A 26,315-nucleotide genomic window follows, 5' to 3' on the forward strand; every position below is an offset into this window, starting at 1 on the left:
CCTTACTGCAAATTTTGAAATTTTTTCACAGTGGGTTTTTGTGGAGTGACAGTCTGAGGTCTTTTTAATGGTTTTGATTGAAGTGGCTTCATGGAATTTATCTCATTAGAACACGGCCCTGTGCCCTCTTTAAATATTAATTTTACTTTGTTTCCGCTGGGATCTGGAATGATTTGTGGATAAAAGTTCCTCAGATTTGGGTTTGCAATAAATCCTGAGATCTTATTATGAGCTCTTGTTAATGTGGCTAAAGTTGATTGACCTTGCCCTGAAAATTTAAGATTCAGGACGGAGGTGGCACTATTTTTACATTCTGGCGCCTTAAGGATGTATGTGTGTGTATTAATGTTAACGAATTGATTAGCGTTGACGGATAGGGGGAACTTATCATTTGTGTCCCAACACGTGGAGCCCAATTCTTCAACTTCAATAGAAGGGCATCCGCTATCCCCATTTGAAAATTCGAGGGTGATAGGAGCTGTTGGTGTTGTTCTATCCACAAATTCAATTTTGGCTATATTAGGGGAGCTCGTGTCTGTATAAAGCCCTAGGGTGGAATCACCGTGTTCGGTCCCATATTTGTGAATCAGAGTGTTATTCCAGACAGTATATGTGAATGTTACAGGTACGGAATGATAGGGTGACGAGAAGGTAAATTCTAACTCTGAAGGCGTATGCAAGCAGGTCCCTGAATCATTCGTTTGCGTTTTATTAAGATTGAGAGTTTTTCCAGGAAAAACAGTTTGAGACGTGAACATCATTCGCTGACTCGGGCCAGGAGACCAGCATGAATTATTTAACTTGTTCCAGGTGATCGTGACGGGATAACTGGAGGTGTTTTTAAATTGAAAATTGACTTCGTGTGGTTTGCGATCACTAAACGTGATAGTGGCAATCATAGGATCATTATCATTGGGCGGGTCATTAATCCATACACCAAGACTGTAGTCGCCATTTTCAGCTCCATAGGTATGCCAGATTTTATACCCATTATTGAAAAACGTGACTGGTATGGCATGATAGGGTGAGGAAAAAGAAAAACTTAAGGTTGCGGGTTCTTTTTTATAATCATCGGAAACATATGTACTTAAAGGTGGCGAACTTTTCCCTTTATGAAGAGTTAAAGGATCTGGGATCATGTAAGTGTTTGATGAGAAATCATCCCATATTTTTTCAGCTGTCTTTTTTATGGTGACATCATAACTCGAATTATTAATAAATTTGAAATAGACATGGCCGCTCATATTTGCATTTGCAGAAAAACTGATGAAAATGATCAAGAGGGGCATTTGGATTCTAAATAAAATAGAAGCTGTCATTTTGCTACCTTTTACCTGATTTTTTAGTGAGATTATTTTTTGAGCATTTGCCTTTATGCAGGGCATTTCCATCAGTGAATGTAAGTGTTGCCATTAAATCAGGATCTATCTTTGACACATCAATCCATGTTGCAAGACTTCCATCACCTGAAGTTTTGAGATAGTTGTATGTCAAATTAGTTTTATATTGAGTGAATTCTACAGACTTTGACTCAAATCCATTCGCAAATTCGAGATCTAAGTAAGAGTATCTATCCCAACAAAGTCCGCTGGCTTTTATTTGAGTTGAGTAGGGATAACCAGGGTCGCCCGGATACACTGTTAATGGTTCAGGCATTAACGTTGTGTTTTTATACCAACATATGTAATTTGATGTTGTTATTGTGACGGGGCAACTTGAATAATTGATAAATTTAAAATAGACACGCCTTCCTGCATTTACAGACGAAATGAGGAATGTTAGGGTGAGCGTTAAGGCCAGGAGGAGTGGTTTCATAATCCATCTCTTATTGGTTTTTTTGAAATTATCTACAATTTTACATAATAAAAATTAAAAAACTGTTAACGGCATTTTATTAAATCCGTATTGCTTCTCTCGGCCTCCGCTGTCATCCTCGCGCCTGGATGAGAATATTTCAGTTTTTTAGATGGCTTTGTGCCTCTTGGATGGCGATAGGGTAAAAGGCTGTTTTCTGTTTTTCATGGTATGACTTTGTCCCGTTAAAATTTTATTAACCCTTATTTTGTAAAATGAATTTAAGGCTAAAATTTAAAAATTGAATATAGAGACAAAATCATGAAACCTTCCTTCCTTCTTTTCTTCCTTGCTGCGGCGTTATTTGTGACTGCTTTAACCTCTGAAGTGCGTGCGGATCCACCGCGTACTGTCTATTTTCACTTTGTGAATAATACATCTACACGTATTAAATTTAGTGGGGACGGAAACAAATGCTGGAAGGGTTCGTTTGATAATAAAGTTTCCAGTAATAAAAAATCTGAATATTTTAGGACCGAACTTAATGAGGGGATTTGTAATCTTGACCCTTTTGTAGTGTTTAACATACATTTTAGAGATGAATCTAATGACTTTAATAATGTGAGCTACAAATGTACCAGTGTACTGGGGAGGGTGAGGTGTGTTCGATTCCCTATTATTCCTCCATTTGATGTTAGGTATGAACAATCTCAGTATTTGGGCGACACGCTGGTTACTATGACTCTTACTAATAAAAATAAAAATCCAAATAAAAAACCTTCAACCGTTGTGTTCCAGTTTGTGAATCACTCGAGCGAGCAAATTACGATTGCAAAAAATAACAATAAACCAGTTTGTTGGGATTCTGATAACGGATGGGGGCCCATAACAAAACCTATCATCGTTAAGGCTGGAAAATTCACGGGTGAGTTCGTGAGCAATGTCACAAATTTTGGAAACTGTTTGTTTGAGCCCTCAACGCTTGGTTTAAATTTCTCTTTGGGAAATGTTTCTGTGCCGGTGACTTTTATGGAATCGAATAATACGCTCAGCAATACGTCCGTGCAGGAAATTGCGTCCAAGGTTGACGTCTCAATTGTAAATCATGGAAATACTTCAATCATAACCTTTAGTGATAAGGGGAAACCTGCACTTCAACAACCTATGACAAAACCCGTGCAAAACTTAAGATAGCGGTGCCTTTATCCCGAACTTAAGGTATGGACGACTTGATCTTTACCAAAGAGATAAAGGAGGGTGCGCAAACGCTCTCCTGCTTCGGATTTGAGGTGGGGATTAGTCTCCAAAATTTCTTGCGTTTTGGCATGTGCCATCTCGAGAAGGTCGGTGTGAAAAAGTGGATCTGCAATCCGGTAGGAGGGGAGGCCACTTTGACGAAGGCCGAGTAAATCACCACCACCGCGCAGGCGCAGGTCTTCTTCTGCAATCCGAAAACCATCGTTGGAGTCCTTCATAATGGAAAGGCGTGCATGACCAATTTCACTGATGGGATAGCTGTAAATCAAAAGGCAGGAGGAAGGTTTTTCGCCGCGGCCCACCCGTCCTCGCAGCTGATGAAGCTGGGCCAAACCAAAGCGTTCTGCATGTTCGATAACGATCACGTTGGCATTGGGGACATCCACACCCACTTCAATCACGGTGGTGGCGACAAGAATTTGAATCTTGTCCCCCCGAAATTTTTCCATAACCGCGTCTTTTTCTGGAGACTTCATTTTGCCATGTACAAGACCTACGGTTCCCTCTCCATAAAGGGATTTTAAATGTTCAAAACGTTCTGTTGCGGCAGACAAATCCAGGGTTTCTGATTCCTCAACAAGGGGACAAACCCAATAGGCTTGCCCTCCCTGATCGATAACACGCTGAAGTCCATCTGCGATATCCTCAAGGCGTTTGGCTGGAAAAACACGGGTGTCAATGGGAAGACGTCCTTTGGGTTTTTCCAGAAGGCGAGAGGCCTCTAAGTCGCCATAATTTGTAAGCATCAACGTTCTTGGTATGGGGGTTGCGGTCATGACCAGAATATGGGGGCACTTGCCTTTGCGAGTAAGTTTCAAGCGTTGCTCCACTCCAAAGCGGTGCTGTTCGTCAATAACAACAAGAGCTAAATGCGAAAACAGCACATCATCTTGGAGAAGTGCGTGGGTGCCAATGACAATGTTCACTTTATTCTGTGCAATATCCTCGAGAAGGTTTTTTCGCCCTTTTTGATTCCCCATCAAAAGCTCAATCCGCAAATTTGTGCCGTGCATGAGTTTTTTGATCGTCTCGAATTGTTGGCGTGCAAGAATTTCTGTGGGTGCCAAAAATGCCGCTTGAAATCCAGATTCAAGAGCAGAAGCCATTGCCAAAAGTCCTACCATGGTTTTGCCTGAACCAACATCGCCTTGAAGAAGTCGAATCATTCGCTCACCTGAGGAGAGATCCTGATCAATCTCTTTCAAAACCTGTAATTGGCCTTGGGTTAGGGGGTGTTGGAAGGTCTCGAGAATGTCTTTCCGCAATTGGGTTGATGGCGAAATGAGAGGGCTTTCTTGGCGTTTTTGATACTTGCGCAAAAGTCCTTGTGCCAATTGGTCGGCCAAAAGTTCATCATATGCCAAACGCTTGCGCAGGGGATGTTCAGGAAAAAGTTCGGCTTCCGTGCGGGGGGCGTGAATTTTTTGAAGAGCCGCACCAATTGTGGGCCATCCTTTTTCAGAAAGCTCACTTTCAGAAATCCAATCTTTGAGCTCTGGCAATTTTCGGAGTGCTTTTTTAATGGCACTGATCAGTTGAAAATTCGGCAATCCTAAGGTGAGGGGATAGACGGGTTCATACTCTTGCCATGAGGATTGAAGAGACATAGGGGCCACTTTGGGCGGGTGTGTTAATTGCTTGCTTCCCCCAAAAATCTCAATAGTGCCTGTGATAATTCGTTTTTCGCCCGGGGGAAAGCGCTTCAAAAGATAAGGTTTGACGGCATTAAAGTACAGAAGGTCCACCTGGTCCGTATTATCAAAAACGGTAATTTTATAAGGCGCACGGCTACTGGACGCCATGTGATTTCCAATTTCAGCCGGAAATGCCACGGGTTTTCCATAAGGCGTTGCGGCAATGGTCGGATAAAGCGGATAATGATCCAGTTTTACAGGCAAATGCCAAATGAGATCAATTACACGTCTTAATCCCAAGCGTTCAAATTTTTTGGCCAACTGAGGGCCAATGCCTTCAAGGCTTTCGGTTTTTGCAAAAAGTGGGGTGAGTGTGTCTGGGCGCATCATGATTGAATCTTGCCATTGAGCAAAGCGTTTCGCAAGGTGACTTCTTTGAAATTTGTTTTCTAATTGTACTTTGACAAAAGAGCCCAAATGACCTACATACAAGGATCCGATAACCTCTTTGCGAGATTTCATGGCTAAAGAAGATTTAATTGAGTTTGCAGGCACTGTGGCCGAACTCCTCCCTAATGCAACTTTTCGCGTGGAGCTTGAAAATGGACATATCATTTTGGCTCACACGTCTGGACGTATGCGCAAAAACAGAATTCGTGTGCTTGTTGGGGACAAAGTGAACGTGGAGATGACCCCTTACGATCTGACCAAGGGCCGTATTACGTTCCGACATAAGTAAAAGCTCATGTCAAAACTGATCCTGGCGTCTTCTTCTCCCCAACGTAAAGTCCTCTTGGCACAAGTGGGGATTATCCCGGATCAGATTATTCCTGCTGATATTGATGAATCTCATGATACCAAAGAATCCATTTTGGCGTATGCTAAGCGTATGTCTTTTGAAAAAGCCAAAACCATTCATGATCTTCATCCGGATGCCTTTGTGATTGGGGCAGATACCCTTGTTGAGACGCAACGTCATATCCTTCATAAAACTGATAATGTAGAAGAAGCCATAAAATTTCTGAGAATGCTTTCAGGAAAACGCCACCGCGTTCTCACTAGTGTGACTGTGATTGCGCCCTCGGGAAAATATGCAACCCGGGCCATTAAAACTATTGTGCACTATAAACGTTTGACTGAAAAAGACATCCTAGAGTTTCTCAAAACGGACGAATGGAAAGGCCGTGCTGGGGCTTATAGCATTTTAGGATATGCCCAAAAATTCGTCAAATCCATGTCTGGCTCTCTCTCCGCTGTTGTGGGATTACCCCTTTATGAAACGTGCGCACTTTTAGAAGGATTGGGATTTGAGTATTAAATCCAAAACATGGCTTTTGGATTCTCAAAAGGGTTATACCCGCCTTATGTGCTTTGAGAACAAACATTGCCTTTATTGCGATGTGGACCTTCCCTCTCCACCCCCCCACTATGGAGCAATTTATGAGGGAAAAGTCACGAAGATCCTTCAAACTGCAAACCTTGCCTTTCTGGATTTGGGAGAGAGACTTGAAGCAGTACTCTCCTTGCCAGAACGTCATTTTCCAAAACCACAAGAAGGTGAAACTCTTCTGGTGCAAATCACACGGGAACCCTCTCCCTCTCAAGGAAAGCTTGCGATGGCGTCTCGCGCTATTGAAGTTCCTTGGGGGCCTTTCGTGTGGACGCCAGGGGAGCCGGGACTGAGGTTTTCAAAAAAACTAACAGTCGAGGTTCGGAAAAACCTTGAGTCTCTCTTAACGCCTTTAATGAGTGAAGATGATGGGCTTTTGGTTAGAAGCCATGTTTCCGCGTTTTCGAGTGAGGAATTGTTGGCCTGTCATACTAAAATTGTTTCAAGATCTTTTTTTGAGATACTGAAACAGATTCAGCACGATCATTTTATCAAAAAACTCCTCACTCTCACAACTCCAAAAGATACAATTAAAGTCGATAGTCTGGCTCTTTACTCAGACTTCACAAAAGCGATCGCAAGCCATCCTTACGCCCCCATTTTGCTTCATGAAAAAGAAGGCACTTTTGATGAAAATTTGGAAGAGGCCTGGGAGAAAATGTTTGAAATCCACGTGCCCATTTCGGGCGGTGGTGAAATCATTATTGAAAAAACTCATGCGTTTTATGCAATAGATATCAATACGGGCCAAACCAACCAACCGGCCCATGCTTTTTTGAAAAAAGCCATAGATACCGCTTTTGAGGAAATCCGAAAGCGGGATTTGGGGGGTATCATTTTAATTGATATTCCCTTTCCCCCTAAATCCCAAGGAGATTTATTAGGGTACGTTAAACGAGAAGCACAACGAGATTTAAACCCCCCTAAAATTCATGGCATTACCTCTTTAGGTATTCTGGAAATCACACGAAAACACCGCAGCCTTCCCCCTTTGGAAAAGATTGTAAACTTTGAAAAATCGATTTAACAGCCATTATACCAACATGTATTTAGCGATCCATCGGGACAATTATATACTTCGGTATTGCAAAAGATTCCGTTACCTGTAGCTCCCGGACTACACTGTTGATCCGTAGTACAATGCTGAGATGGTGAAATTTCACCTGAACACGAACACCAATCGTCTTTTAATTTAGAAGAAGCTACCCCCGTAAATGAGTAGAAGAGATTCCAAATTAAAATTACACTACACAAAATTAAATAACAGCGATTATTGGAAAAGAGATAAAATTTTTGGGCTTTTTTCATATTGCATTCCTCTTCTTATTTTTAATTTGAATGAAATTAAACCAATCATAAAATTCCGAACAACACAAACAAGATAACATGGTTTTTTCTTGCCAGCAAAATATATGACCATAAAAACCTCACACCAACCCGCCAATTTCCTGAACAATGCCTTGCACACCTTTAAGGCGCCCTTGAGGGGATGGCCACACGCGTGTGAAGACAATTTTTTGATCCGGTCGGATTTTTGCGGTACCAGCTTGTTTTTGAATATAGTTTAAAAGGCCTGCAGGATTTTCAAATTTATTTTGATAAAGGGTCAGAACAAAGCCTTTGGGGCCAGCTTCAATCTTTTCGATATTGGCTTTTTTGCACATAAGCTTGAGACGAATAATCTCAAGAAGATTTTCGGTCTCACCAGGTATTGTACCAAAGCGATCCACAAGTTCGATCCGGAATTGATCGATATCCTCAAAAGCCTGAAAAGTCCCTAAACGACGATAAAGACTCATACGAAGACCCAAATCGGACACATACGTTTCTGGGATTAAAACAGATAAACCGAGCTGAATTTGGGGTGTCCATCCCGCTTCAAAAATATCCTCCATGCCTCGGTTTTGAGACTTGAGTGCAAGAATCGCTTCCTCGAGCATGTGTTGATAAAGTTCCACACCGACTTCTTTGATGTGCCCCGATTGCTCATCACCCAAAATATTGCCAGCACCTCGAATATCAAGGTCATGACTGGCAACCGTAAATCCAGCTCCCAGGCTTTCAAGAGATTGAATGACTTCCAAGCGTTTTAATGCGGTAGGCGTTACGGGATGAGTTGCAGGCAATGTGAAATACGCATATCCGCGAACTTTGGCGCGCCCGACGCGGCCCCGCAGTTGATAAAGCTGAGCCAAGCCAAATCGATCGGCATGATGGACAATTAAGGTGTTGGCACGGGAAATATCGATTCCCGATTCAATAATATTCGTTGAAAGAAGAACGTCATAATGTCCGTCATAAAATTGGGTCATGACGTCCTCAAGTTCTGAGGCCGGCAATTGTCCATGGGCCACCCCAAAGGTCGCTTCGGGAACAAAAGTCTGAAGTCGTTCTTTCACTTTCGCCAAATCTTGGAGGCGAGGACAAACATAAAAGCTGAGGCCTCCGCGGAATTTCTCACGTAAAATGGCTTCTCGAATGACCATCCCATCAAAGGGCATCACGAAAGTGCGCACGGACAAACGATCCACAGGCGGAGTTGCAATCAGGCTCATTTCACGAACGCCAGCAAGCGCCATCTGAAGCGTTCTTGGAATAGGCGTTGCTGTTAATGTCAAAACGTGGACATCGGATTGCAATTCTTTGAGTCGTTCTTTTTGACTTACGCCAAAGTGCTGCTCTTCATCCACAATCAAAAGTCCCAAATTGGGAAAGCTCATACTTTTTGAAAAAATACCATGGGTTCCAATGACAATATCAACTTCCCCTGAGCGTATAAGATCTTTGATTTTTTGGGATTCTGAAGGTTTCACAAGGCGTGATAATTGAGCAATCTTAAGACCAGATCCTTCAAAGCGCTTGACGAAAGATTGATAATGTTGACGCGCCAAAAGGGTTGTGGGAACAACCACTGCAACTTGTTTTCCAGAAGCTGCGGCCACAAATGCAGCGCGCATTGCAACCTCTGTTTTGCCAAATCCGACGTCCCCACAAACCAGACGATCCATAACTTTTCCTGAGGACATATCCTCAAGGGCTTCTTCGATGGCGCGCAGCTGATCGTCTGTTTCGGGATAGGGAAAACGTGCTGCAAATTCTTCATAAAGTCCTTCGGGTTTGGTCATGACCTCACCGCGATGGAGAGCTCGTTCAGCAGCGACCCGCATTAAATGTTCGGCAATCTTTTTAATGCGATCTTTGACTTTGGCTTTGCGGGCCTGCCACGCAACACCGCCCAAACGATCCAATTGGACAAAGCTGTCTTTGGATCCATAGCGACTTAAGGCTTCGATATTTTCCACAGGCACATAAAGCTTACTCTCACCATCATAAATAATGACAAGACAATCATTGCGTGTTCCTGAAACTTGAAGTGTCTCAAGTCCTTCATAGCGGCCAATGCCGTGGGCCACGTGGACTACATAATCACCAGGTTCAAGGGAGGAGGCCTCCGTTAAAAAGAGGTCTTTCTTTCGGGCCCGCGCGCGACCATGACCTAATCTCTCTCCAAAAAGATCTTCTTCGGTAATCACCAAAAGCTCCGGCGATTGAAAACCGCGACCCATTTCAAGTGTGCCCAAATTAATTTGGCCTTTTTTCAGACTCTGAAAATGATCGATTCTGTGGACAGGCGCAAATTTAAACTCCTCAAGCATATGGGTCAGACGATCTGTGGATCCTGCTGTCATGCCTAAAATAAGAACGGTTCCATTATGAGATAAAAATGAATCCAAAGCCGGCTTTAAATCCTCAAAAATATGATGATGTTGTTGCAATCGAGATGAGGCAAACGTAAGTCCAATCTTGCCTTCTGTATCAAAAACCTGACCTTTGGATTCCGGCCATGTGAGGGGGGAGAGTACACCATAAGGAATGGCCTCAAGTCGTTCTTCAAATTCTTTTTTAGACACATATAAAAGATCAGAAGGGACCGGATAATAAGGCAGACCTTGATGTTTTTTCTCTAATTGTTGAAAATCAATGCGGGTTTTGTAGTGATCTCGCACATGCTCCAGGCGATCCTTCAAGGACTCCTCATAATTGTGATCAAAGGACACCGCAAAATTATCCAGATAATCAAAAAAGTGATCCAACTGGGGGTAAAATAAGGGCAGCCAATGCTCGGCTCCACTTGGAATTGAGCCTTCCGTAATGGTGTGATACAGTGGATCCTCGCGAGACCCGTCTGGAAACAAATTCCGATAAGATTTGCGAAATTGTTCGATAGATTCGGGATTGAGCAAAATCTCGCCCATGGGTTTGATTTCCAAGCTCTCCACTTTGCCTGAGCTGATCTGCGTTAAGGGATCAAATACTTTTAAAGATTCGAGTTCTTCCCCAAAAAAATCCAACCGCAACGGTAAATCTTGACCAGGTGGGAAAATATCAACAATTCCCCCTCTTAACGCAAATTCGCCCCATTCGCATACCATCTCACGACGGACATACCCATTGCTTGAAAGAAAAGTCATTAAATGATCAAAGGAGATTTTCTCACCTTTTTTCAAAATCAGCTGGGTTTTTGAAAGCGTGGACTTGGGCATGACCCGCTGAGAAATGGCGGGGATGCTCGTGAGAATCAAACGGCGATGCCGTGGATTTGGAACTTTTATAAGTTTTGAAAGCGTATCAATGCGACGCGCTATTACATCGGCATGAGGCGATACCCGATCATAAGGCAAGCAATCCCAGCCAGGAAAAGTCAAGACCTCAAGGTGAGGATCCACAAATTGAAGTTGGAGTTTCAATTCTTCACTATGGGTTTCTGCAGAAACCACGTGAACCCAATTATGATGCACATGGGTGAGCTGAGATAAAATCCATGCTTCAGAACTTTCAGGCACTTGGGACAGAAAAAACGGTGAATTTTTAAGATTGAGGGAGATCATTGAAAGATTCCAAAACGATTTTTCCAAAACTGGTCACAATTTTGAATTTGTTTCAGTATCTCAAAAAAAGATCCTGAAATAAATTCAGGATAACGATGCAAAAGACTCATTCCAACTTATCCTTGACGTCCGCATAAAGGCGATCCAAAAGACCCCCATGTGCGCCCAAAGGACGGGGCTTTCTATCAAAAAGCCAATCGATAAGATCATTATCGTTTTCTTGTAAAAGTCCTTCCCAGGCCTCAAGTTCAGGAATTGTCATGGTATGAAGATGTGCACGCGCAAATCCGCCGATGAGAACATCAGACTCCTTCATCCCTCGATGCTGGCTTACGTAAAGAAGTTTTTTAATGAGGTGCTGTTGTTTGTTTTCCATGATTATTTTCTTAACCTTGTCAAACACTTTGGTCAATGGTAAGATTCAAGGAACAAAAGCAGCACCTCTTAAAAATATCCGACTACTTAATTGTTTTAAATTCTTCCGCGTATTCAATTTTGTAATATTTTTCAATTTTACTAAGGAGTGCCTGGACATCAGAAGGTACTCTCTCCATATACTTAAATTTTCTCTCATTGAAAATTGCATCATAAAATCTTTTTGAGGGCCAAATCTGTATAATTAAGAATTCTTTTTGCTTTGTATAATGAAGAGTGGTGGATACAGCGCCTATCTTTTTTGAGAATTCAGCAATCTGATCAAAGTCGTGAATTAACTCATCATCACTTGTTTTTTCATTTTTCCATTTTACGATCATGCCATACATTTTTTGATCTCCCTTTGTTCATTAAGTAAATCCTGCTCCACACTGGAAACAAAATCTCACATAGATATCTTATTGTGAATTCATTTTTATTGAAAATTTTATGTTTATGTATTGAATATCAATATACAAAAAAAATATTAAGAATTAATTAAAGGTAGCGCATGTTCAAAAAATAATGAACATGCTTCATTTTCTCGTGTACATCAGGGGGATCCTTTGTCAATATGTAAACAATGTTAAAAATATGGATGAATTCAACCATGAAAAAATCTTCAAGCCAGTCGCTATTCACTGTTAAGAGAATTTTTGTGGCGGGATTTGCCATGTTTGCCATGTTTTTTGGCTCGGGTAATCTTGTCTTTCCCCTTCTCATTGGAAAAAGTGCGATGGGGCAATACCCTTGGGCCATTTCGGGATTTGTGATTTCTGGTGTCGTGATTCCATTCTTAGGGCTTCTTGGAATTCTCCTTTACAATGGCAGTTATATGAACTTTTTTGCACGCCTTGGGAAAGTTGTATCCTTTGTTTTAATATTTTTTCTTCTCTCTCTTGTGGGCCCCTTTGGTGTGATTCCACGGTGCATTACCGTGTCTTATGGAAGTTTTCTGACTCTTTTTCCAGAGACACCCCTTGCAATATTTAGCTTTTTGATGTGTGTTCTGGTTTTCTTCCTTTCCGTTCGCGAAAACAAAGTCGTGCCACTTTTGGGAACCATTTTAGCGCCCGCCAAAATTTTATCCGTAGGCTTCATTGTTCTTTTTGGATTTTTGTATGCGGCTCAACCTGCACTCAGTACACTCACAGACACCCAAGCCTTTAAAAGTGGTCTTTATGAGGGGTATCAAACGATGGACCTTATGGCCGCTTTCTTTTTTGCAACCGTTGTCATGAACTATCTTGTAAAATCACAAAATGAAGACTCTCAAGAATCCCCTCTCATGTTTAAAACCGCAGTGGGCGCTATGCTCATCGGAGGGGGTCTTATGAGCGCTGTTTATTTAGGTATGGTTTATTTGGGCGCGACTTATGCGAGTGATCTTGGATCCGCAAGACCTGAACAATTCTTAGCCGTCATCGCCCATATTTCCCTAGGTGCCCTTTCCGGGAAAATTGTGACTGCAGCCATTGTTTTGGCATGCCTTACAACAGCGATTGCCTTAACCACAACATTTACGGATTTTGTCTATGAGCACCTCTTCAAAAAGAGATTCGAACGCTCCCATTGCCTTGCCATGTCCACTCTCATTTCCTTTGTATTTTCAACTTTTGGATTTTCAGGAATTGCGGGATATTTGGGGCCCATTTTAAGTGCCCTTTATCCGCTCCTTATCGTCTACACTCTTTTCAACATAGGCGCCTGGATTTGGGAAAATTACTTAAAAAAAAGCACATTTTCAAATAATACCATTTGCAATAAATAGCTAAGATAATTTAGTCCAAGTACGTTGACAGAGTGAATCGATTTTATTTGAATTTTGAACCCAAAGGTTCCAAACATCACAGGTAGTATCGGCGATTTTTTCAGTGGATTGATGGACCTACACCCAATCAAAATGAAAATTGGGTGTTGAGATGTTCGAAGTTGTCAGTGACGCGAGTTTGGAGAAGATCTTTAATTTCATGAACAGTTTTTTCGAAAAAGTGTTTTACAGCGTTGGTAAAGTCACTTCCTTTAAGGTAAAACTTATTATTCGAGACGTATTCGTGCATGATTTTCCATAATCGCTCGATGGGGTTCAAATTGGGGTTGTAGGAAGGCAAATAATGAATGACGATCTGCGAATTTTCGACGTATTTCCTCGTTTCCTTTGATGTATGATAGGGGGCCTGATCCAAAAAGATGTGGATTCTTGGCGCCTTGGGATAGCAACTTTCCACATGTTTCAGAAAATCCATAAGACTTGCGCTGTTAATTTTCTCATAATCACGTGTCATCACTTGAAGAGTTGCAAGGTTAATCGCACCTGCAATATTGACGCGCATTCTGGCTCTTGTTGTGGGAATGTATTGCTCTTTAACGTGTTTGATCCATCCGCGGGTCAGCTTTTTCGCTTGGGTAGGGTGCACGCTATCCCCAAATAAGATAGGCTCATTTTCAGGCATTGTGCTCATTAAGTTTTCATATTCAACGATAAACTTTTCCTCCGGCTCCGGGTTGGCCTTTGCTGGAATTTCATTACGATTTTTGCAAACAAATCAATGAGTTTTCATCCAGCTCTGCATTCCAGAAACCGTATAAGACTTTCCATAGGCTTTTTCGACATAAGCGCAGATTTCGTGAATGTGTGAGTAAAGTGTTGTTTCCAAATGGCTCATCAGCTCTTGGGTTTCGTGCGCGGTCAGCTTGCCAGTCGAGCCGCCCCTTTCAGGCTTTAATTTGCCAGACTCTCTGTAGTCTTTAATATAGTTTCCAACGGTTTAATCGTCCAGAAAAAGTGCTTTGGCAATCATCAGATGCGTCCATCCCTCATCGGATAGAAGCACGGCCTTGATCCGATCACAGATACGTCGATCGCGTCCCCGACGATGTTGGACTTTTAGACTGCCGCTTTTTCTGGTCTCAAAAAATTCTTCATCCCTCATTATTAACACATTTTTAAACTTTATTCAAACCCTTATCCCCAACTTTCATTCACGATGGGTATACAGTTTCTAACCCTCCATTACACTCTGGGACTAAACATCCTCCTAGAATGAACACCCCTTAAAAGCCAAACATGTGATCTAAGCTGAAGGCTCCATTGTTCCGGATGAGTCCATGATAGCCAAATAATCGGCAAGTTCTATCATCGATTATTACATATCCACCTTCCGCTTTTTTCCGATCCACTTCAGAGAAAAGTTCGCTTACACGCCAAAGGCGGGAGCCACTTTGAGGAATTGCAATATGCGCTTTGGCCACAATCTCACCCTCATCATTATGAAGTGTTAGGTGAGTGTCTGAGGCAGAAGTCCAGTTCATGGTAGAACTCGGGTAAATTAAATGGCAGAAGGTCTCCACATCTGAAGGTCCTACGCGGAGGAATATGTTTGTGGTAACGCCAGGAGGTGGGCCTTTGTATGACTGCGGCTCACTTTTGTAGGTGATTGCGGTATTAAAAATATGGCTTCCAAAACTGGTTTCTGCCTGAAACCCGCCCAATTTTGTTTCATAGCGGGAAAGACCGTGAAGCCATCCATCGGCTTCGTCCCCTGCGTCAAAATCATAAACGAGTTCGACATGGCCGTATTCTGTGGGAAGCGTGACGTAGGCGTCAATTTCAATAGCATGACTGTGATTTCGAGGAAGGTTTCCAAATTTATGCTCGCCCACAAGAACGCCGTCTTTGGAATAAAAAAGGGCTTTGATGGGGAAATTCTGAAGTTCTGTTGACATCGGTGTTTGGAGAAGCGTTGTTTTATAGATTTTTTGCGGCAAAATGGGAGCCGGATAAATATAAGCTTTTCCTAAAACATCTCGATGTTTTTTGACATTGGGATCGGATTTTAAATTATTGCGTTCCACATTGACGTGAGCAATGCAACGATAGCCCGAGGCATTGATGACTTCATAACGGGGACGTACAAAATAATTCGCTGCCTTAATCTCAATTTGCTGGGGCCATTTCACGTGCGGCATAATTTTTGAAACATCAATTTCTTGGGTTTCAAAGGGTGCAAATTCTTGTGGCAAAGTGGTCCATTTTTCCTCGCCCATGACCCTTAGTGCAATACAATGAGCGGGAATCATAATGGGATGACTGTTTTGAAGCCATAAAATTACAGTTTCATTTTCACGAGGAGCCGGAAGTCCCGCATAAAATTCGGGTGGCCACGCATTGGCATCATGAGTTGCGGAAATGCCTATGCCATCATCATGATAGGTATCAAGGGCGTATTTCACAATATCGTGTCCTTTGGCTCCAATATGATGAATAAAAAGTTGTCCCGTAAAATCTGGCAAACTAAATCGCTTCTTTATTTCCGCACTGTCAAAAACAAGAGGGCTGATAGAATTTTTTGTGTCTTCCGTCCATTCCGCCAAAACCTTGCCTTTGGAATCCATAAGGCAGCACCAGATTTTCACATCTTTGGCCCCATACTTGATCCAGTAATTGGCGCTGGCGGCACGGGTGTGCCATCCCCCTTCCTCGCGCATAAATGCAAAGTTGGTGGCCCAGTTGTTACCAACTAAATAATCTTTTTTGTCACCAATAAAGTCTTCTGGAAGCTTCAGGGATTCCAATGTTAAAACCTCACACCCTTCTGGAATGAGGTGTTGGATATTTTGAATAAGTCGTTGCGGTTCAAAGGAAAGAATTAAAAGGGCTTTCGGTTTGTCCTTTGTAATTTCGCTAATAAGACGTGTTCTTCTTCCCCAAATAGTATGATCCATTTTTTCAACGGCTTGGACATAAATAGGGGGCACTTTGCACGCATAAGTTAGGGCAGAATAATCTTCGGCATACCCGCTTTTTTCGTATTGGCCAGGCAGTTCACAAAATTGAGCTATTCCCAAAAAATCTTCCACATATCCTAAGGGATCATAAATGGTAAGTCCTTCCATTTGAGATAGCTTTCGTGAGAACTCCTGGAGTTTATCTATGATTTTCGGGTGCCCCAGCGCTTTGAAAAACGAGGTTCCTTTGCCGTTTACGAAAGTTTTAATGGGTAGTGTCATGATCTCACCATAGTCAAAGATTAACGAAGTCCAAGCTGGGATTTAATAAGATTTCCAACGCGTGCGGTCTCATTAAAGGGGCGATACTCCCAGAAGTCAATTATACCATCAAAATATTTTGCATATCCGCGTCTGATGAGTTCGCTCGCAAATCGAATGGGCTTTGTATTTTCATGGCCGCGGAGTGGTAAAATATAAACGGGCTTTCCTGTGGCGCACGCCTCTGTCATCATATTTACAGAATCATCAGTGACCAAAACAGCGTTCGCCAAAGCCAACATTCCAAAGTAGGGATTAAAAGTTTCAGGCTCAGCTAAAAAGACGCGGGGGTGATTTGCAAAGTGCGTTTTTAAAAGATCACGATAAGGTGTGCGGAATGAGGGCGTGATGAGAAGTGATCCGGGATAATCTCTTAAAATCTGATCAAAAGAGGAAATAAGGTCCTCCATCGCCTCTTGCGGCATTGCATAGCGATTGGTCGCGCCTCCCAAAAGGACTGTGTAAAATGGATTTTCATAATGAGAAAAATAATCTTTGAATTCACTTCTTGCAGTCTCTAATTTTTGAGGACTTACTTTGTGAAGGGCCCCAAAAGTTTTGATCACATTGGGGGCTATCACTTTATCATGTTCAGGGGCTGCCACCAGATCCAAATGTCGGGGTGAAATCAAGGGGTCTTGAATGTGGATGAGATAAGTTTTTCCCTTGTTTTGCTTTTTAATGGAAAGAGCCAAGGCGACTGACCTTCTTCCACAACTGATCACCACATCCGGCCAGGGAGGTGCCAAAGAATCGCTTTTTTTATCCAATTGTTTTGTCGGTGTGCCAAAAGGCCAAAGTGTTGGCATCCAAGAATAAGGCCACCGGCGATTCACAACTTTATGAATCGTCTCAAGTCCAAGAGATTCGGAAAGGCCTATGACTTGGCTCATCATTCCGGGATGCCCATCAGAAAGCGTCCAGCAGGTTCTGGGAGTTAGTTTAGTCATGCAGCAACCTTGGCGGCAAAGCGTCTCCAGACATCTTGAAGAGCATTCATTAAATGATCCACCATCTCAGGCGTATGTAAAGGAGAAGGCGTTAATCGGATGCGTTCCGTCCCGCGCTCCACGGTTGGGTAATTAATGGGTTGAACATAGATGTTGTGTTCATCGAGTAAAGCATCCGTCATTTGTTTACACAAGTGTGCATCACGAATCATCAGCGGAATAATGTGGGTATTCGTGGGCAAATAAGGAATTCCCATAAGCTTCAGTCGCGCCTTTACCTCGCTCACACGCTTTTGATGATTCAAGCGTTCCTCTTGGCTAGATTTCAAATGGCGAACACTGGCCAAAGCTGCCGCCGCAACTGCAGGGGGAATGGAGGTTGTGAAAATAAAGCCAGAGGCGTGAGATCTTACAAAATCAATCAGATTTCGACTTCCTGTAATGTATCCACCCACAACGCCAAAGGCCTTGCCCAGAGTTCCTTCAATGACATTCAGGCGATCCTCCTGTCCCTGCATTTGGGCAATGCCGCCCCCTTGATGCCCATACATTCCAACGGCATGGACTTCATCAATATACGTGAGCGCTTGATATTTCTCCGCTAGATCGCAAATCTCTTTGATGGGGGATGTGTCCCCATCCATTGAATAAACGGATTCAAATATGATGAGTTTGGGGCGCTGTGGTTCTACTTGGCTTAAAAGGTCTTCCAAGTGCTTAAGATCATTGTGGCGAAAAATGTATTTTTCCACACGACTATTGCGAACGCCTTGAATGATAGAAGCATGGTTTTTTTCATCGGAGAAAATAACACATCCCGGAAGATTTTGTGCCAAGGAACTAATGGAGGCCTCATTGGCCACATAGCCTGAGGAAAAAAGGAGTGCAGCTTCTTTCCCGTGTAAATCGGCAAGCTCTTGCTCGAGTAAAACGTGATAGTGATTGGTTCCCGAAATATTCCGAGTGCCCCCGGCGCCCACACCCATTTTTTGAGCGGCCTCTCTCATCGCTTGAATGGTCAGGGGGTGACGTCCCATGCCTAAATAATCATTTGCGCACCAAACAATCACTTCTTTTTCGATGCCATTGCGTCTTAAAAGTGCATAAGGATAACGCTCAGCAATGCGCTCTAAATCCGCAAAAACACGATAACGCCCCTCGGCTTTCAGTTCTTCTAATTTTCGTGCGAAATACGACTCGTAATCCATAAGCACCCTGCTTTTTAATTCCTGACGAAGATTAGACAATTTTTCCCATCTCCGTCTAGGGAGATGTGAGAAGGATTTAGTGCCCAGAAACGCGAGGAGTTCTTAATACAAAATGGCGACTGCAATAGGGGCAGGTTACCTCGCCCGCGGGCATGATATTCAGGTAAACTGCAGGATGCCCTAAACTTCCTCCGTTCCCAGAACAGTTCACGGTTTCGTCATCCACAAGATAAGTTTCATCATTTTTTGACATTTTTTCCTCGCCTGATCTCATGCGTTGCAAGTTTCTGAATTGGAGTATATAACCTGGCACAAAGAAACTCTATTCTTTTTCTTAAGCGCCCGTAGCTCAGCTGGATAGAGCGTTGCCCTCCGGAGGCAAAGGCCAGGGGTTCGAATCCCTTCGGGCGCACCAATGATTTGAAAATAAGGGGAGCGAACACCATGTTCAAAACAACACTTTTAACACTTGGCTTACTTTACGGAGGACAAACAGCTATGGCCTGTGATCACACAACTGCAGAAATGCACACAACCGCATCAGGATTACAATATCAAGACCTAAAAGTCGGCACCGGCGCTGAGCCTCAAAAAGGCCAAAAAGTCGTCGTGCATTACACAGGATGGCTTGAATCCAACAATGAGAAATTTGATAGTTCTGTTGATCGCGGACAACCCTTTTCCTTCACATTGGGTCAAGGTATGGTCATTCAAGGATGGGATGAAGGTGTCGCTTCCATGAAAGTTGGTGGTGCTCGCCGTTTGACTATTCCTGCCAACTTGGGTTATGGCGCTCGTGGTGCAGGTGGTGTCATCCCTCCCAATGCAACCCTTGTCTTTGACGTCGAACTTTTGGATGTGAAGTCTTAAAAACAACATATTGTCATCCCTGCAACGGCGGGGATGACAGTTTAGAATTTATAATTACTTTACAAAAAAGCCTCTAAGGCCCACATCGTCCATTTCTTTTTGTTCACGTTTAAGTTCTTCTGCCTCAATAATTTTCAGGAGTTTGTCGCGCGCCAGTTCATAGCGCTTGAGTTCAGCCAAAGCTTCACGAAGGAGGCCCCGTGTAATTTCAATTTGGGCTTCGATTTCTTTGCGTTTGTAATCTTGAAGGGCTCGCCTATATTTGGCTCCCTGAAGAAACCTTGTAAAGGCTTGCATAAAATCTGGAGAAAGATGGGCAAAACTTTTCTCATAGAGAATTTCTTGATCTATCCCCTCAATTAAGCTCAATGTCTGTCTCAAGTCCTCCTCTTCTTCAGCAAGTCGCCTCCGGATGGCGTCCAGATTGTGCTGATGAAGCCTTATCAGGCTTTTAAGAGAGTTGAGTTTCTTCTTCATTTCGACAGGACTCTGGAATGGGCATGTTGAGGATTTGGGCGAGTTCTAAAAACCCAAAAGTAAATGTGGTGTGCTCGTTCTTTCCTTGAGATAAAAATGCATAAAGCTGATCATGAAGAGCAATTGCAAGATCCACCTGTGGATCACTGCCACGTTTATAAGCACCCAAACGAATCATATCTTCCATATCTTCATAAATGGAGAGAGATTCGCGTGCTTTTTTGATAATGACGGATTCATCTTCCGCATTACAATCAGGCATCATACGAGAGATGCTTTTCAAGATATTAATAGCGGGATAGCGCCCACGTTCGGCAATTTGACGCTCGAGCACAATGTGGCCATCAAGAATGGAACGTGCTGCATCTGCAATGGGTTCGTTATGATCATCCCCATCCACAAGGATTGTGAAAATACCAGTAATTGTTCCCTTTTCTGTGCCGGGGCCTGCGCGTTCTAAAAGGCGGGGGAGTTCAGCAAAAACTGTGGGAGGATAACCCTTTGTGGTGGGTGGCTCGCCCAAGGACAGACCAATTTCCCGCTGGGCCATGGCAAAGCGCGTAATGCTATCCATGAGGCATAAAACGGTGAGCCCTTGATCGCGAAAATATTCAGCAATTGTAAGCGTCATATAAGCCGCTTGTTTTCTCAAAAGGGCGGACTCATCGGAAGTAGCTACAACTACAACGCTGCGCTTGAGGCCTTCTGGCCCCAGTTGGTCTTGAATGAATTCCTGGACCTCGCGCCCGCGCTCACCAATTAATCCAATAACAGCCACATCGCACGCCGTAAAACGGGCGAGTTGCGATAAAAGAACAGATTTCCCAACGCCAGATCCTGCAAAAATGCCCATGCGTTGGCCGCGGCACATGGTTGTAAATGTATTAAGAGCGCGTATACCCAAATCAATACGCGATCCCACGCGTTTACGGGCATGGGCGGGAGGCGCCATAGTTTTTATAGGGTAGGGGAGGGAGCCTTGCGGCAGTGGTGCCCCGCCATCAAGAGGTTCCCCCAATCCATTAATGACGCGTCCCAACCATTTTTCAGTGGGGCAAATGGTTTGATTTTCACCACACACAATGACTGAATCTCCGGGGCCAATACCTTCAAGAGATTCATAAGGCATCACCAGAGTGATATCGCCGCGAAAACCGATGACTTCGCCCCAGATAGACTTTCCAGATTTAAGTCTGACCTCAACCCGAGATCCCGTGCAGGCCCTATCCTCAAGCCCTTCGACTTCAATAATGAGCCCAATTAATGTTCGCACACGCCCAGACCAGCGTAGGGAAGGAATTTCAGAGATTGTGTTTTTGAGTGTATTTAATGGCATGCGTCGTCAATAAACTCCCTTGCTCGGTCCACCCCGGTGTCATCCTCGCGAATGCGAGGATCCATAAAAGAAAAACCAGAAGGTGGGTCCCCGCCTGCGCGAGGACGAAAATGCGATATGAATTATATTTTTATAAAGCAATTCTATCAGAAAACAGGGTACTGTCGAAAATTTTTTTAAAGGCGATGATGAGCGTCCGTTCTGGACAGATTTATCCTATGAGGGCATAAAACTGCTGCCAAGGGGATAAAGTTGGGATCATGGCATTTTGTCCTTTTTTAAGCATATGACATAACTCGATTCCAATCAGTGTGGCTTGCGCACACAGAAAGCTTTTGAATAGTAAGCGTCTTATTGGTGTAAATTAGAAAGGGAATACTTAAGATTCCAGGGGAGGAGGTGGGAATAATTATTTTCAGGTGTGGAATTGATGTTGGCGAGGACGTAGCGGAAATAGTCAAAAGCATTGACGCCATTGGCTTTGCAGGTCTCAATGAGGGAATAGATGACAGCTGAGGCGTGGGCACCTTTGACATTGCCCATAAAAAGCCAGTTTTTTCGGCCCACAGCAAATGGACGGATGGCGCGTCCTGCCATGTTGTTGTCAATATCCAAGCGGCCATCATTGAGGTATTCTGTCAAGGGGCCCCATTGCCTTAAAACATAGCCAACCGCTTGCCCCAAGGGACTTTTGGGAACAATCACTTTTTTGTGCTCCTTAAGCAAGACCTTGAATTTCTCAAGGATGGGCTTGGCTTTTTCTTGTCGGAGCTTTTGGATCTTATCGGGCGGGTATTGAGCCTCTTTGGCGTCTTTTTCAATTTTATAAAGGCTTCTGATGATGGTGAGCGCCTCGGCAGATTTGCCCGTGGTGTTGCCTGTACTTTTAATAATGTCCGCAAACTTGCGCCGCGCATGGGCCCAACATCCCACAGCCGTGATGTCTTGACTTTGCGCCAAGGCTTTGTAACCACCATACCCATCCGTATGAAGGTAACCTTTAAAACCCTTCAGGAATTCTTTGGCATTTTCACCTTTGCGTGTGGGCGTGTATTCATAAGAAATGGCGTGATGAGATGACGACCCGGTCATATACACCCACATATAGGATTGCGTTTGCGCCTTGCGGTCACATTCCTTTAAAACTTGAGCCCGCGTTTCATCTGCCCGTACATAAGTCTCCTTGAGAATCTCAGATCTTAAAAGCTCTTTTAAAGGGCTCAAGAGATCACCTATTTGAAGAATCCAACGGCTCATCGTGGCCCGACCTAAGTCAACTTCAAACCGCTCCCACATCTGAGATTGTCGATAAAGGGGTAGATGATCTTGGTACTTGGAGACGATGATGTGGGCCAATAGATTCGCAGATGCCATGCTTTTGAGAAGAGGCGCATTGGGCACTTCAGCCACACGCACCCCTTCGGTGCAAGATTTACAGGCATACTTCAAGCGCACGTTTTGAATGACTTTTAACTGTGCGGGAACGTAATCCAGCTGCTCAGAGATCTCCTCGCCCATCTGATGCAACGGATGTCCACAGGTGCAGATTTTATCACCAGCAATATCATGGATGACACGTTCGCGCGGCAGATGAGCCGGCAACGGACGACGTCCTTTTTTGAGAAGAGTCGAGGAGGATTTGTCCTTTCCAGAGTCATTCTCTGTTTCACTTTCAGCCCCAGCCTTTTCTGCTTCTAAAGGCGGCTCTTCGTAAACCTCATCAAAGACGTTTTCAAACCCGGGGAGCTTGGGAAATTCCTCGAACTTGATCTTCTCAGAGCTCCGCCCAAACTTGCTTTGTTTCATCTGAAGCAATAAATGAGTCAGTCGATCAACCTCTTGCACCAGATGTTCATTTTGTGTGGCTAGAATAGCCTTGTCTTTTTCTGATTTTTGCAAGTTTTTATAGAGCGCCACAGCGTCGAAAACAGAGGAGATTTTGAGTGAAGTTTGGGGCTCATTTTTCATGAGGAACTCTACCCAAAACCCCCTAAAACGTCAATGTATTTCTGAGTTTTTTCAGGTAAAAACCTCAGGAAAATTCTTGAAAATGGACCGCCTTATGGCCTTTGAGCTTTTGATAATTGAGACCCTCTTGCAGCCATCTCAATTGCTGGGAGGTCAACTCCAAAACATCTCCCCTCAAACTCACCTGAAACCTCTCTTTTTCAAGGCGTTTGTACCAAAGACAAAATCCATTCGTCTCCCAATACAAGATCTTCATCTTGGTCAGGGTCCGGTTGCAAAAAACATACATCGTTCCGTCACACGGCACACGACCTAAGCTAGAGGCCACGTAAGCCGCAAGTCCATCAATCGATTTTCTCATGTCCATCGGGGCGGAATAAAACAGAATCTCCCCTCGCGTCTGCTCAAACATGGCAACTCCGCAGTATTGCAATTACACGCTGAAGCGTAATCCCATCAAATCCCGGCACAATCTCAATCCTCTCCCCGGACATAAAGCGAATCTCAAGGGGCACGGGAGCTTGGCGAGCCTCTGCTTGAAGGGCAGGACTCTCAAATAAATCTAATGTTTCTGGACTCTCGTGCCCCACCACAGCAGTCGCCACAAAGCGCCCGACCGATGACCCCTCAAATAGCCTTCTTCCCACGCGGGGAAACCAATACTTAAAGGACGAATAACTCAGTCCTCCAGCCGTACAAAATTTTTCCTGACTCAATCCGCTCTTACGCCAGCTCTCGATCTGCTCTTCCCAATATTTCAGCTTCCCTGCGGATCTTTCATCTCGCGTTTGACGTTGCCCCGTCCTTTTCTCCTTCATCATTTTCATCTCCGTAGTTGTTTTACGGAGTCAACCTTGTCCTATTTTCCTCACACCTAAAAGATGCGGGTCCTATGACGCTTACGATAGGATTGAGGTCAGGAGAGTCAGTTGGGAGAAAGAGGAGATGGCAGCGAAATTTCTCAATCAAATCTTTCGTTTTTGGCGATTTATGAAAGGCGGCATTGTCCATAATCAGGGTGGTATTTTTTGATAAACCCGGCAATAAAACCTCCTCAAGCCAAGCATTAAAAAGATCTGCATGACATCCACCTTGAAAGGTGAAAGGCGCCACGAACGCACCCTTCATGAGACCGCCAATGATACTGGCACGCTCTCTTTTTTGGCCCGGGATCTCCGCGTAAACCTTTTGTCCGCGCGGCGCCCAGGCATGCTCTCGATAAAGGCGATTATCAATCCCAGCTTCATCAATCCACACGATTGTTTCAGGATCTATTTTCTCAAGCTGTTTTATAAATTCGGCCCGCTTGTCTTCGTTACGTTCTTTGTAAAGCGTCGTCTTTTTTTCGTGTAATGTTTAAACGTTTAAGCCATTTACTCACGTTTTGGAATCTCAACCCCAAAGCTTCGGCGATTTGTTTGAGCGTATGATCCGGATTTTGAGCGACGTAGTCTCTGAGTTTTTGCTCATCGACTTTACGCGGATAAGAAGTGCGTTTTTTCGGTTTAATATCCCCTTGTTTATGAAGACATATCCATCGATAGATCGTGGTTTCTCCAACGTTAAAAACCTTTGCAGCCTCCCGCTTACGGTCGCCGCTCGTAATGGAGGAGATGACCTTTTTTCGCAGCTCTTCCGAATATGCTTTTACCATTCCCTCCTTATACCTAAACTTTTCCTAAAAATCTATCTATTTATAGGGGAATGACTATACATGTCTGGCCAAAACAGAGGTGTCACCAAAGCCATCAAGAAACGCCTAAAACGCAGATCGGCCATTGAACCTCATATTGGGCACATGAAAGCTGATGGAAACCTACGTCGAAATTTCCTCAAAGCAATCCTTGGGGATGCCTTCAACGCCCTGTTGTGTGCCGTTGGCCATAATTTGAGGATGAATCCCAGGGCCACCTCATGAAAAAAAAATAGCTAAGAGATAGAAAAAATGAGAGCCTACCTGAAAAAAACAGGAGGTAGAAATGGGAATAGAAGTTGAAATTAGTTTTTTAGATCATTTTAAAGATATAGAAGATCCAAGGTCTGAGCGTAATCGAGACTACACAATGTCAGAAATACGCCTTGTCACTCTGTGCGCTGTAATATCTGGAGCAGAAGGATGGCAGGATGTTGAAGACTTTGGAAAGGCAAAGATTGACTACCTTCGTCAATTCTTACCTTACAAGAACGGAATTCCCAGCGATGATACCTATCGTCGATTTTTTAGAGCAATAGATCCCAAGGAATTTCAAGAGCTGTTTCGAAGTTGGGTCGAAAGTCTTAAATCTCAAATGCAAAAGAAAGTTATTGCTATCGATGGAAAATCATCACGGCATAGCTTTGATGAGGGAACTGATATGTTACATATGGTTAGCGCTTATGCGTCAGAAGCCAGATTGGTGTTAGCGCAGGAAAAAGTCTCAGAAAAAAGCAATGAAATCACAGCGATTCCTAAGCTTTTGGAATGGTTAGACCTGAGAGGAACAACAGTCACCATTGATGCAATGGGATGTCAATATGACATTGCCGATCAAATCATTCAGAAAGAGGGAAACTATATTTTTTCTTTAAAAGGAAATCAGGGAACTCTTTGCGAAGATGTAACAACCTGCTTGAGTGATAGCGAATTGAAAACAATTAACAATATCAGCTCTTTTAAGGATTACGATAAAGGTCATGGCCGCCTTGAGACAAGGCAATGTTGGGTCACACATGATGTGGCCTGGCTGCGAGAGCGGCATCCTCATTGGAGCTCAATTCATAGTATCATTCGTATTGATTCTAAACGAGAAACCAAAGATAAAACCACTTACGAAACACGATATTATATCTCTTCTCTCCAAGAAACTCCTCAGAAGGTCCTGGGGGCTATTCGAAGTCATTGGGAGATAGAAAATAATCTTCATTGGGTTTTAGACATGTCTTTTGGAGAAGATCAATCTCGCATCAGGAAAGAAAACGCCCCTCAAGTTATGGCTATTATTCGACATATGGCTTTAAATCTTTTACAGCTTACCAAAGATAAAATGAAGCGTCAGTCTATTAAAAGGCTTAGAAAAATGGCCGGTTGGGACGACAACAT

At 43.5% G+C, this 26,315-nt stretch carries 26 protein-coding genes, 1 tRNA gene and 1 pseudogene; 9 read left to right on the top strand and 19 right to left on the bottom strand.

Going from position 1 to position 26,315, the window contains the following annotated elements; genetic code table 11:
* Window positions 1-2: 2 nt before the first annotated feature.
* The gene (locus tag Bealeia2_RS04575; RefSeq protein ID WP_331255929.1) at window positions 3-1,319 is read right to left on the bottom strand and encodes a hypothetical protein; all 1,317 of its coding nucleotides are present in this window, start codon (window positions 1,317-1,319) and stop codon (window positions 3-5) included.
* Window positions 1,320-1,323: 4 nt separating this feature from the next.
* Window positions 1,324-1,656, bottom strand: a complete 333-nt coding sequence (locus tag Bealeia2_RS04580; protein ID WP_331255930.1) for a hypothetical protein — start codon at window positions 1,654-1,656, stop codon at window positions 1,324-1,326.
* A 459-nt stretch (window positions 1,657-2,115) separates the two neighbouring features.
* Here Bealeia2_RS04580 and Bealeia2_RS04585 point away from each other — a divergent pair, with 459 nt between their 5' ends.
* Window positions 2,116-2,988 carry a hypothetical protein gene (locus tag Bealeia2_RS04585; protein ID WP_331255931.1) on the top strand — a complete coding sequence of 291 codons (873 nt, stop codon included), beginning with the start codon at window positions 2,116-2,118 and terminating at the stop codon, window positions 2,986-2,988.
* Window positions 2,989-2,996: 8 nt separating this feature from the next.
* On the opposite strand, the gene recG is transcribed toward Bealeia2_RS04585, so the two are convergent.
* Complete coding sequence (gene recG, locus Bealeia2_RS04590; protein ID WP_331255932.1) at window positions 2,997-5,207, bottom strand: ATP-dependent DNA helicase RecG; 2,211 nt, start codon at window positions 5,205-5,207, stop codon at window positions 2,997-2,999.
* Here recG and infA point away from each other — a divergent pair.
* The 3 genes from infA to Bealeia2_RS04605 are packed head-to-tail and all read left to right on the top strand — an operon-like array spanning window position 5,206 to window position 7,102.
* Window positions 5,206-5,424: a translation initiation factor IF-1 gene (gene infA / locus Bealeia2_RS04595; protein ID WP_331255933.1), complete on the top strand. Its 219-nt coding sequence runs from the start codon at window positions 5,206-5,208 to the stop codon at window positions 5,422-5,424. The two genes, recG and infA, sit on opposite strands and share 2 nt — an antisense overlap.
* A 6-nt stretch (window positions 5,425-5,430) precedes the next feature.
* A complete protein-coding gene (locus Bealeia2_RS04600) occupies window positions 5,431-6,003 on the top strand; it encodes a Maf family protein (protein ID WP_331255934.1) in 573 nt (190 codons plus the stop codon).
* A complete protein-coding gene (locus Bealeia2_RS04605; RefSeq protein ID WP_331255935.1) occupies window positions 5,993-7,102 on the top strand; it encodes a ribonuclease E/G in 1,110 nt (369 codons plus the stop codon). The genes Bealeia2_RS04600 and Bealeia2_RS04605 overlap by 11 nt, the downstream gene beginning before the upstream one ends.
* A gap of 400 nt (window positions 7,103-7,502) precedes the next feature.
* On the opposite strand, the gene mfd is transcribed toward Bealeia2_RS04605, so the two are convergent.
* The 3 genes from mfd to Bealeia2_RS04620 form a co-directional block, all read right to left on the bottom strand.
* Window positions 7,503-10,964 carry a transcription-repair coupling factor gene (mfd, locus tag Bealeia2_RS04610; protein ID WP_331255936.1) on the bottom strand — a complete coding sequence of 1,154 codons (3,462 nt, stop codon included), beginning with the start codon at window positions 10,962-10,964 and terminating at the stop codon, window positions 7,503-7,505.
* Window positions 10,965-11,070: 106 nt separating this feature from the next.
* On the bottom strand, window positions 11,071-11,340 hold the full coding sequence (locus tag Bealeia2_RS04615; protein WP_331255937.1) for a succinate dehydrogenase assembly factor 2: 270 nt from the start codon (window positions 11,338-11,340) through the stop codon (window positions 11,071-11,073).
* Between the two features lie 82 nt (window positions 11,341-11,422).
* On the bottom strand, window positions 11,423-11,728 hold the full coding sequence (locus Bealeia2_RS04620) for a hypothetical protein (protein WP_331255938.1): 306 nt from the start codon (window positions 11,726-11,728) through the stop codon (window positions 11,423-11,425).
* Window positions 11,729-11,988: 260 nt separating this feature from the next.
* Between Bealeia2_RS04620 and Bealeia2_RS04625 the strand changes: the two genes are divergently transcribed.
* On the top strand, window positions 11,989-13,149 hold the full coding sequence (locus Bealeia2_RS04625) for a branched-chain amino acid transport system II carrier protein (protein ID WP_331255939.1): 1,161 nt from the start codon (window positions 11,989-11,991) through the stop codon (window positions 13,147-13,149).
* A gap of 127 nt (window positions 13,150-13,276) precedes the next feature.
* Here the strand turns inward: Bealeia2_RS04625 and Bealeia2_RS04630 are convergent, their stop codons facing one another.
* The 6 genes from Bealeia2_RS04630 to Bealeia2_RS04655 form a co-directional block, all read right to left on the bottom strand.
* Window positions 13,277-13,900 (bottom strand): IS630 family transposase, encoded by a 624-nt coding sequence (locus Bealeia2_RS04630; protein WP_331255970.1) that lies wholly within the window; start codon window positions 13,898-13,900, stop codon window positions 13,277-13,279.
* Between the two features lie 24 nt (window positions 13,901-13,924).
* Window positions 13,925-14,044, bottom strand: coding sequence for a winged helix-turn-helix domain-containing protein (locus tag Bealeia2_RS04635; protein WP_331255940.1), 120 nt, complete (start codon window positions 14,042-14,044; stop codon window positions 13,925-13,927).
* A 388-nt stretch (window positions 14,045-14,432) separates the two neighbouring features.
* A complete protein-coding gene (locus Bealeia2_RS04640; protein WP_331255941.1) occupies window positions 14,433-16,388 on the bottom strand; it encodes a hypothetical protein in 1,956 nt (651 codons plus the stop codon).
* Between the two features lie 20 nt (window positions 16,389-16,408).
* Entirely contained in the window at window positions 16,409-17,377 is a 969-nt protein-coding gene (locus Bealeia2_RS04645; protein ID WP_331255942.1) for a mitochondrial fission ELM1 family protein, read from the bottom strand.
* Complete coding sequence (gene hemA, locus Bealeia2_RS04650) at window positions 17,374-18,585, bottom strand: 5-aminolevulinate synthase (RefSeq protein WP_331255943.1); 1,212 nt, start codon at window positions 18,583-18,585, stop codon at window positions 17,374-17,376. The genes Bealeia2_RS04645 and hemA overlap by 4 nt, the downstream gene beginning before the upstream one ends.
* A gap of 76 nt (window positions 18,586-18,661) precedes the next feature.
* A complete protein-coding gene (locus Bealeia2_RS04655) occupies window positions 18,662-18,838 on the bottom strand; it encodes a zinc-finger domain-containing protein (RefSeq protein ID WP_331255944.1) in 177 nt (58 codons plus the stop codon).
* A gap of 85 nt (window positions 18,839-18,923) precedes the next feature.
* Here Bealeia2_RS04655 and Bealeia2_RS04660 point away from each other — a divergent pair.
* Window positions 18,924-19,000, top strand: a tRNA-Arg gene (locus Bealeia2_RS04660).
* Between the two features lie 29 nt (window positions 19,001-19,029).
* Entirely contained in the window at window positions 19,030-19,455 is a 426-nt protein-coding gene (locus Bealeia2_RS04665; protein ID WP_331255945.1) for an FKBP-type peptidyl-prolyl cis-trans isomerase, read from the top strand.
* Between the two features lie 54 nt (window positions 19,456-19,509).
* Here Bealeia2_RS04665 and Bealeia2_RS04670 read toward each other — a convergent pair whose 3' ends face one another.
* The 7 genes from Bealeia2_RS04670 to Bealeia2_RS04700 form a co-directional block, all read right to left on the bottom strand.
* Window positions 19,510-19,932, bottom strand: coding sequence for a flagellar export protein FliJ (locus Bealeia2_RS04670; RefSeq protein ID WP_331255946.1), 423 nt, complete (start codon window positions 19,930-19,932; stop codon window positions 19,510-19,512).
* Complete coding sequence (fliI, locus tag Bealeia2_RS04675) at window positions 19,907-21,268, bottom strand: flagellar protein export ATPase FliI (protein ID WP_331255947.1); 1,362 nt, start codon at window positions 21,266-21,268, stop codon at window positions 19,907-19,909. The genes Bealeia2_RS04670 and fliI overlap by 26 nt, the downstream gene beginning before the upstream one ends.
* Before the next feature lie 351 nt (window positions 21,269-21,619).
* Window positions 21,620-23,236, bottom strand: a complete 1,617-nt coding sequence (tnpC, locus tag Bealeia2_RS04680; RefSeq protein ID WP_331255562.1) for an IS66 family transposase — start codon at window positions 23,234-23,236, stop codon at window positions 21,620-21,622.
* Window positions 23,237-23,300: 64 nt separating this feature from the next.
* A complete protein-coding gene (gene tnpB / locus Bealeia2_RS04685; RefSeq protein WP_331255536.1) occupies window positions 23,301-23,648 on the bottom strand; it encodes an IS66 family insertion sequence element accessory protein TnpB in 348 nt (115 codons plus the stop codon).
* Window positions 23,641-24,057: an IS66 family insertion sequence element accessory protein TnpA gene (gene tnpA, locus Bealeia2_RS04690; protein ID WP_331255563.1), complete on the bottom strand. Its 417-nt coding sequence runs from the start codon at window positions 24,055-24,057 to the stop codon at window positions 23,641-23,643. Before tnpA ends, tnpB begins: the two co-directional genes overlap by 8 nt.
* Window positions 24,058-24,076: 19 nt before the next feature.
* Window positions 24,077-24,529 (bottom strand): IS630 family transposase, encoded by a 453-nt coding sequence (locus Bealeia2_RS04695; RefSeq protein ID WP_331255971.1) that lies wholly within the window; start codon window positions 24,527-24,529, stop codon window positions 24,077-24,079.
* Window positions 24,530-24,551: 22 nt separating this feature from the next.
* Window positions 24,552-24,890: an IS630 transposase-related protein gene (locus Bealeia2_RS04700; protein ID WP_331255749.1), complete on the bottom strand. Its 339-nt coding sequence runs from the start codon at window positions 24,888-24,890 to the stop codon at window positions 24,552-24,554.
* Window positions 24,891-24,953: 63 nt separating this feature from the next.
* Between Bealeia2_RS04700 and Bealeia2_RS04705 the strand changes: the two are divergent.
* Window positions 24,954-25,154: pseudogene (locus Bealeia2_RS04705) on the top strand (IS5-like element ISCca5 family transposase); the annotation flags it as partial.
* A gap of 61 nt (window positions 25,155-25,215) precedes the next feature.
* A partial coding sequence (locus Bealeia2_RS04710; protein ID WP_331255948.1) for an ISAs1 family transposase occupies window positions 25,216-26,315 on the top strand: 1,100 nt, incomplete at its 3' end.

It is taken from the genome of Candidatus Bealeia paramacronuclearis (genome assembly GCF_035607555.1).
Classification (GTDB): domain Bacteria; phylum Pseudomonadota; class Alphaproteobacteria; order UBA9655; family UBA9655; genus Bealeia; species Bealeia paramacronuclearis.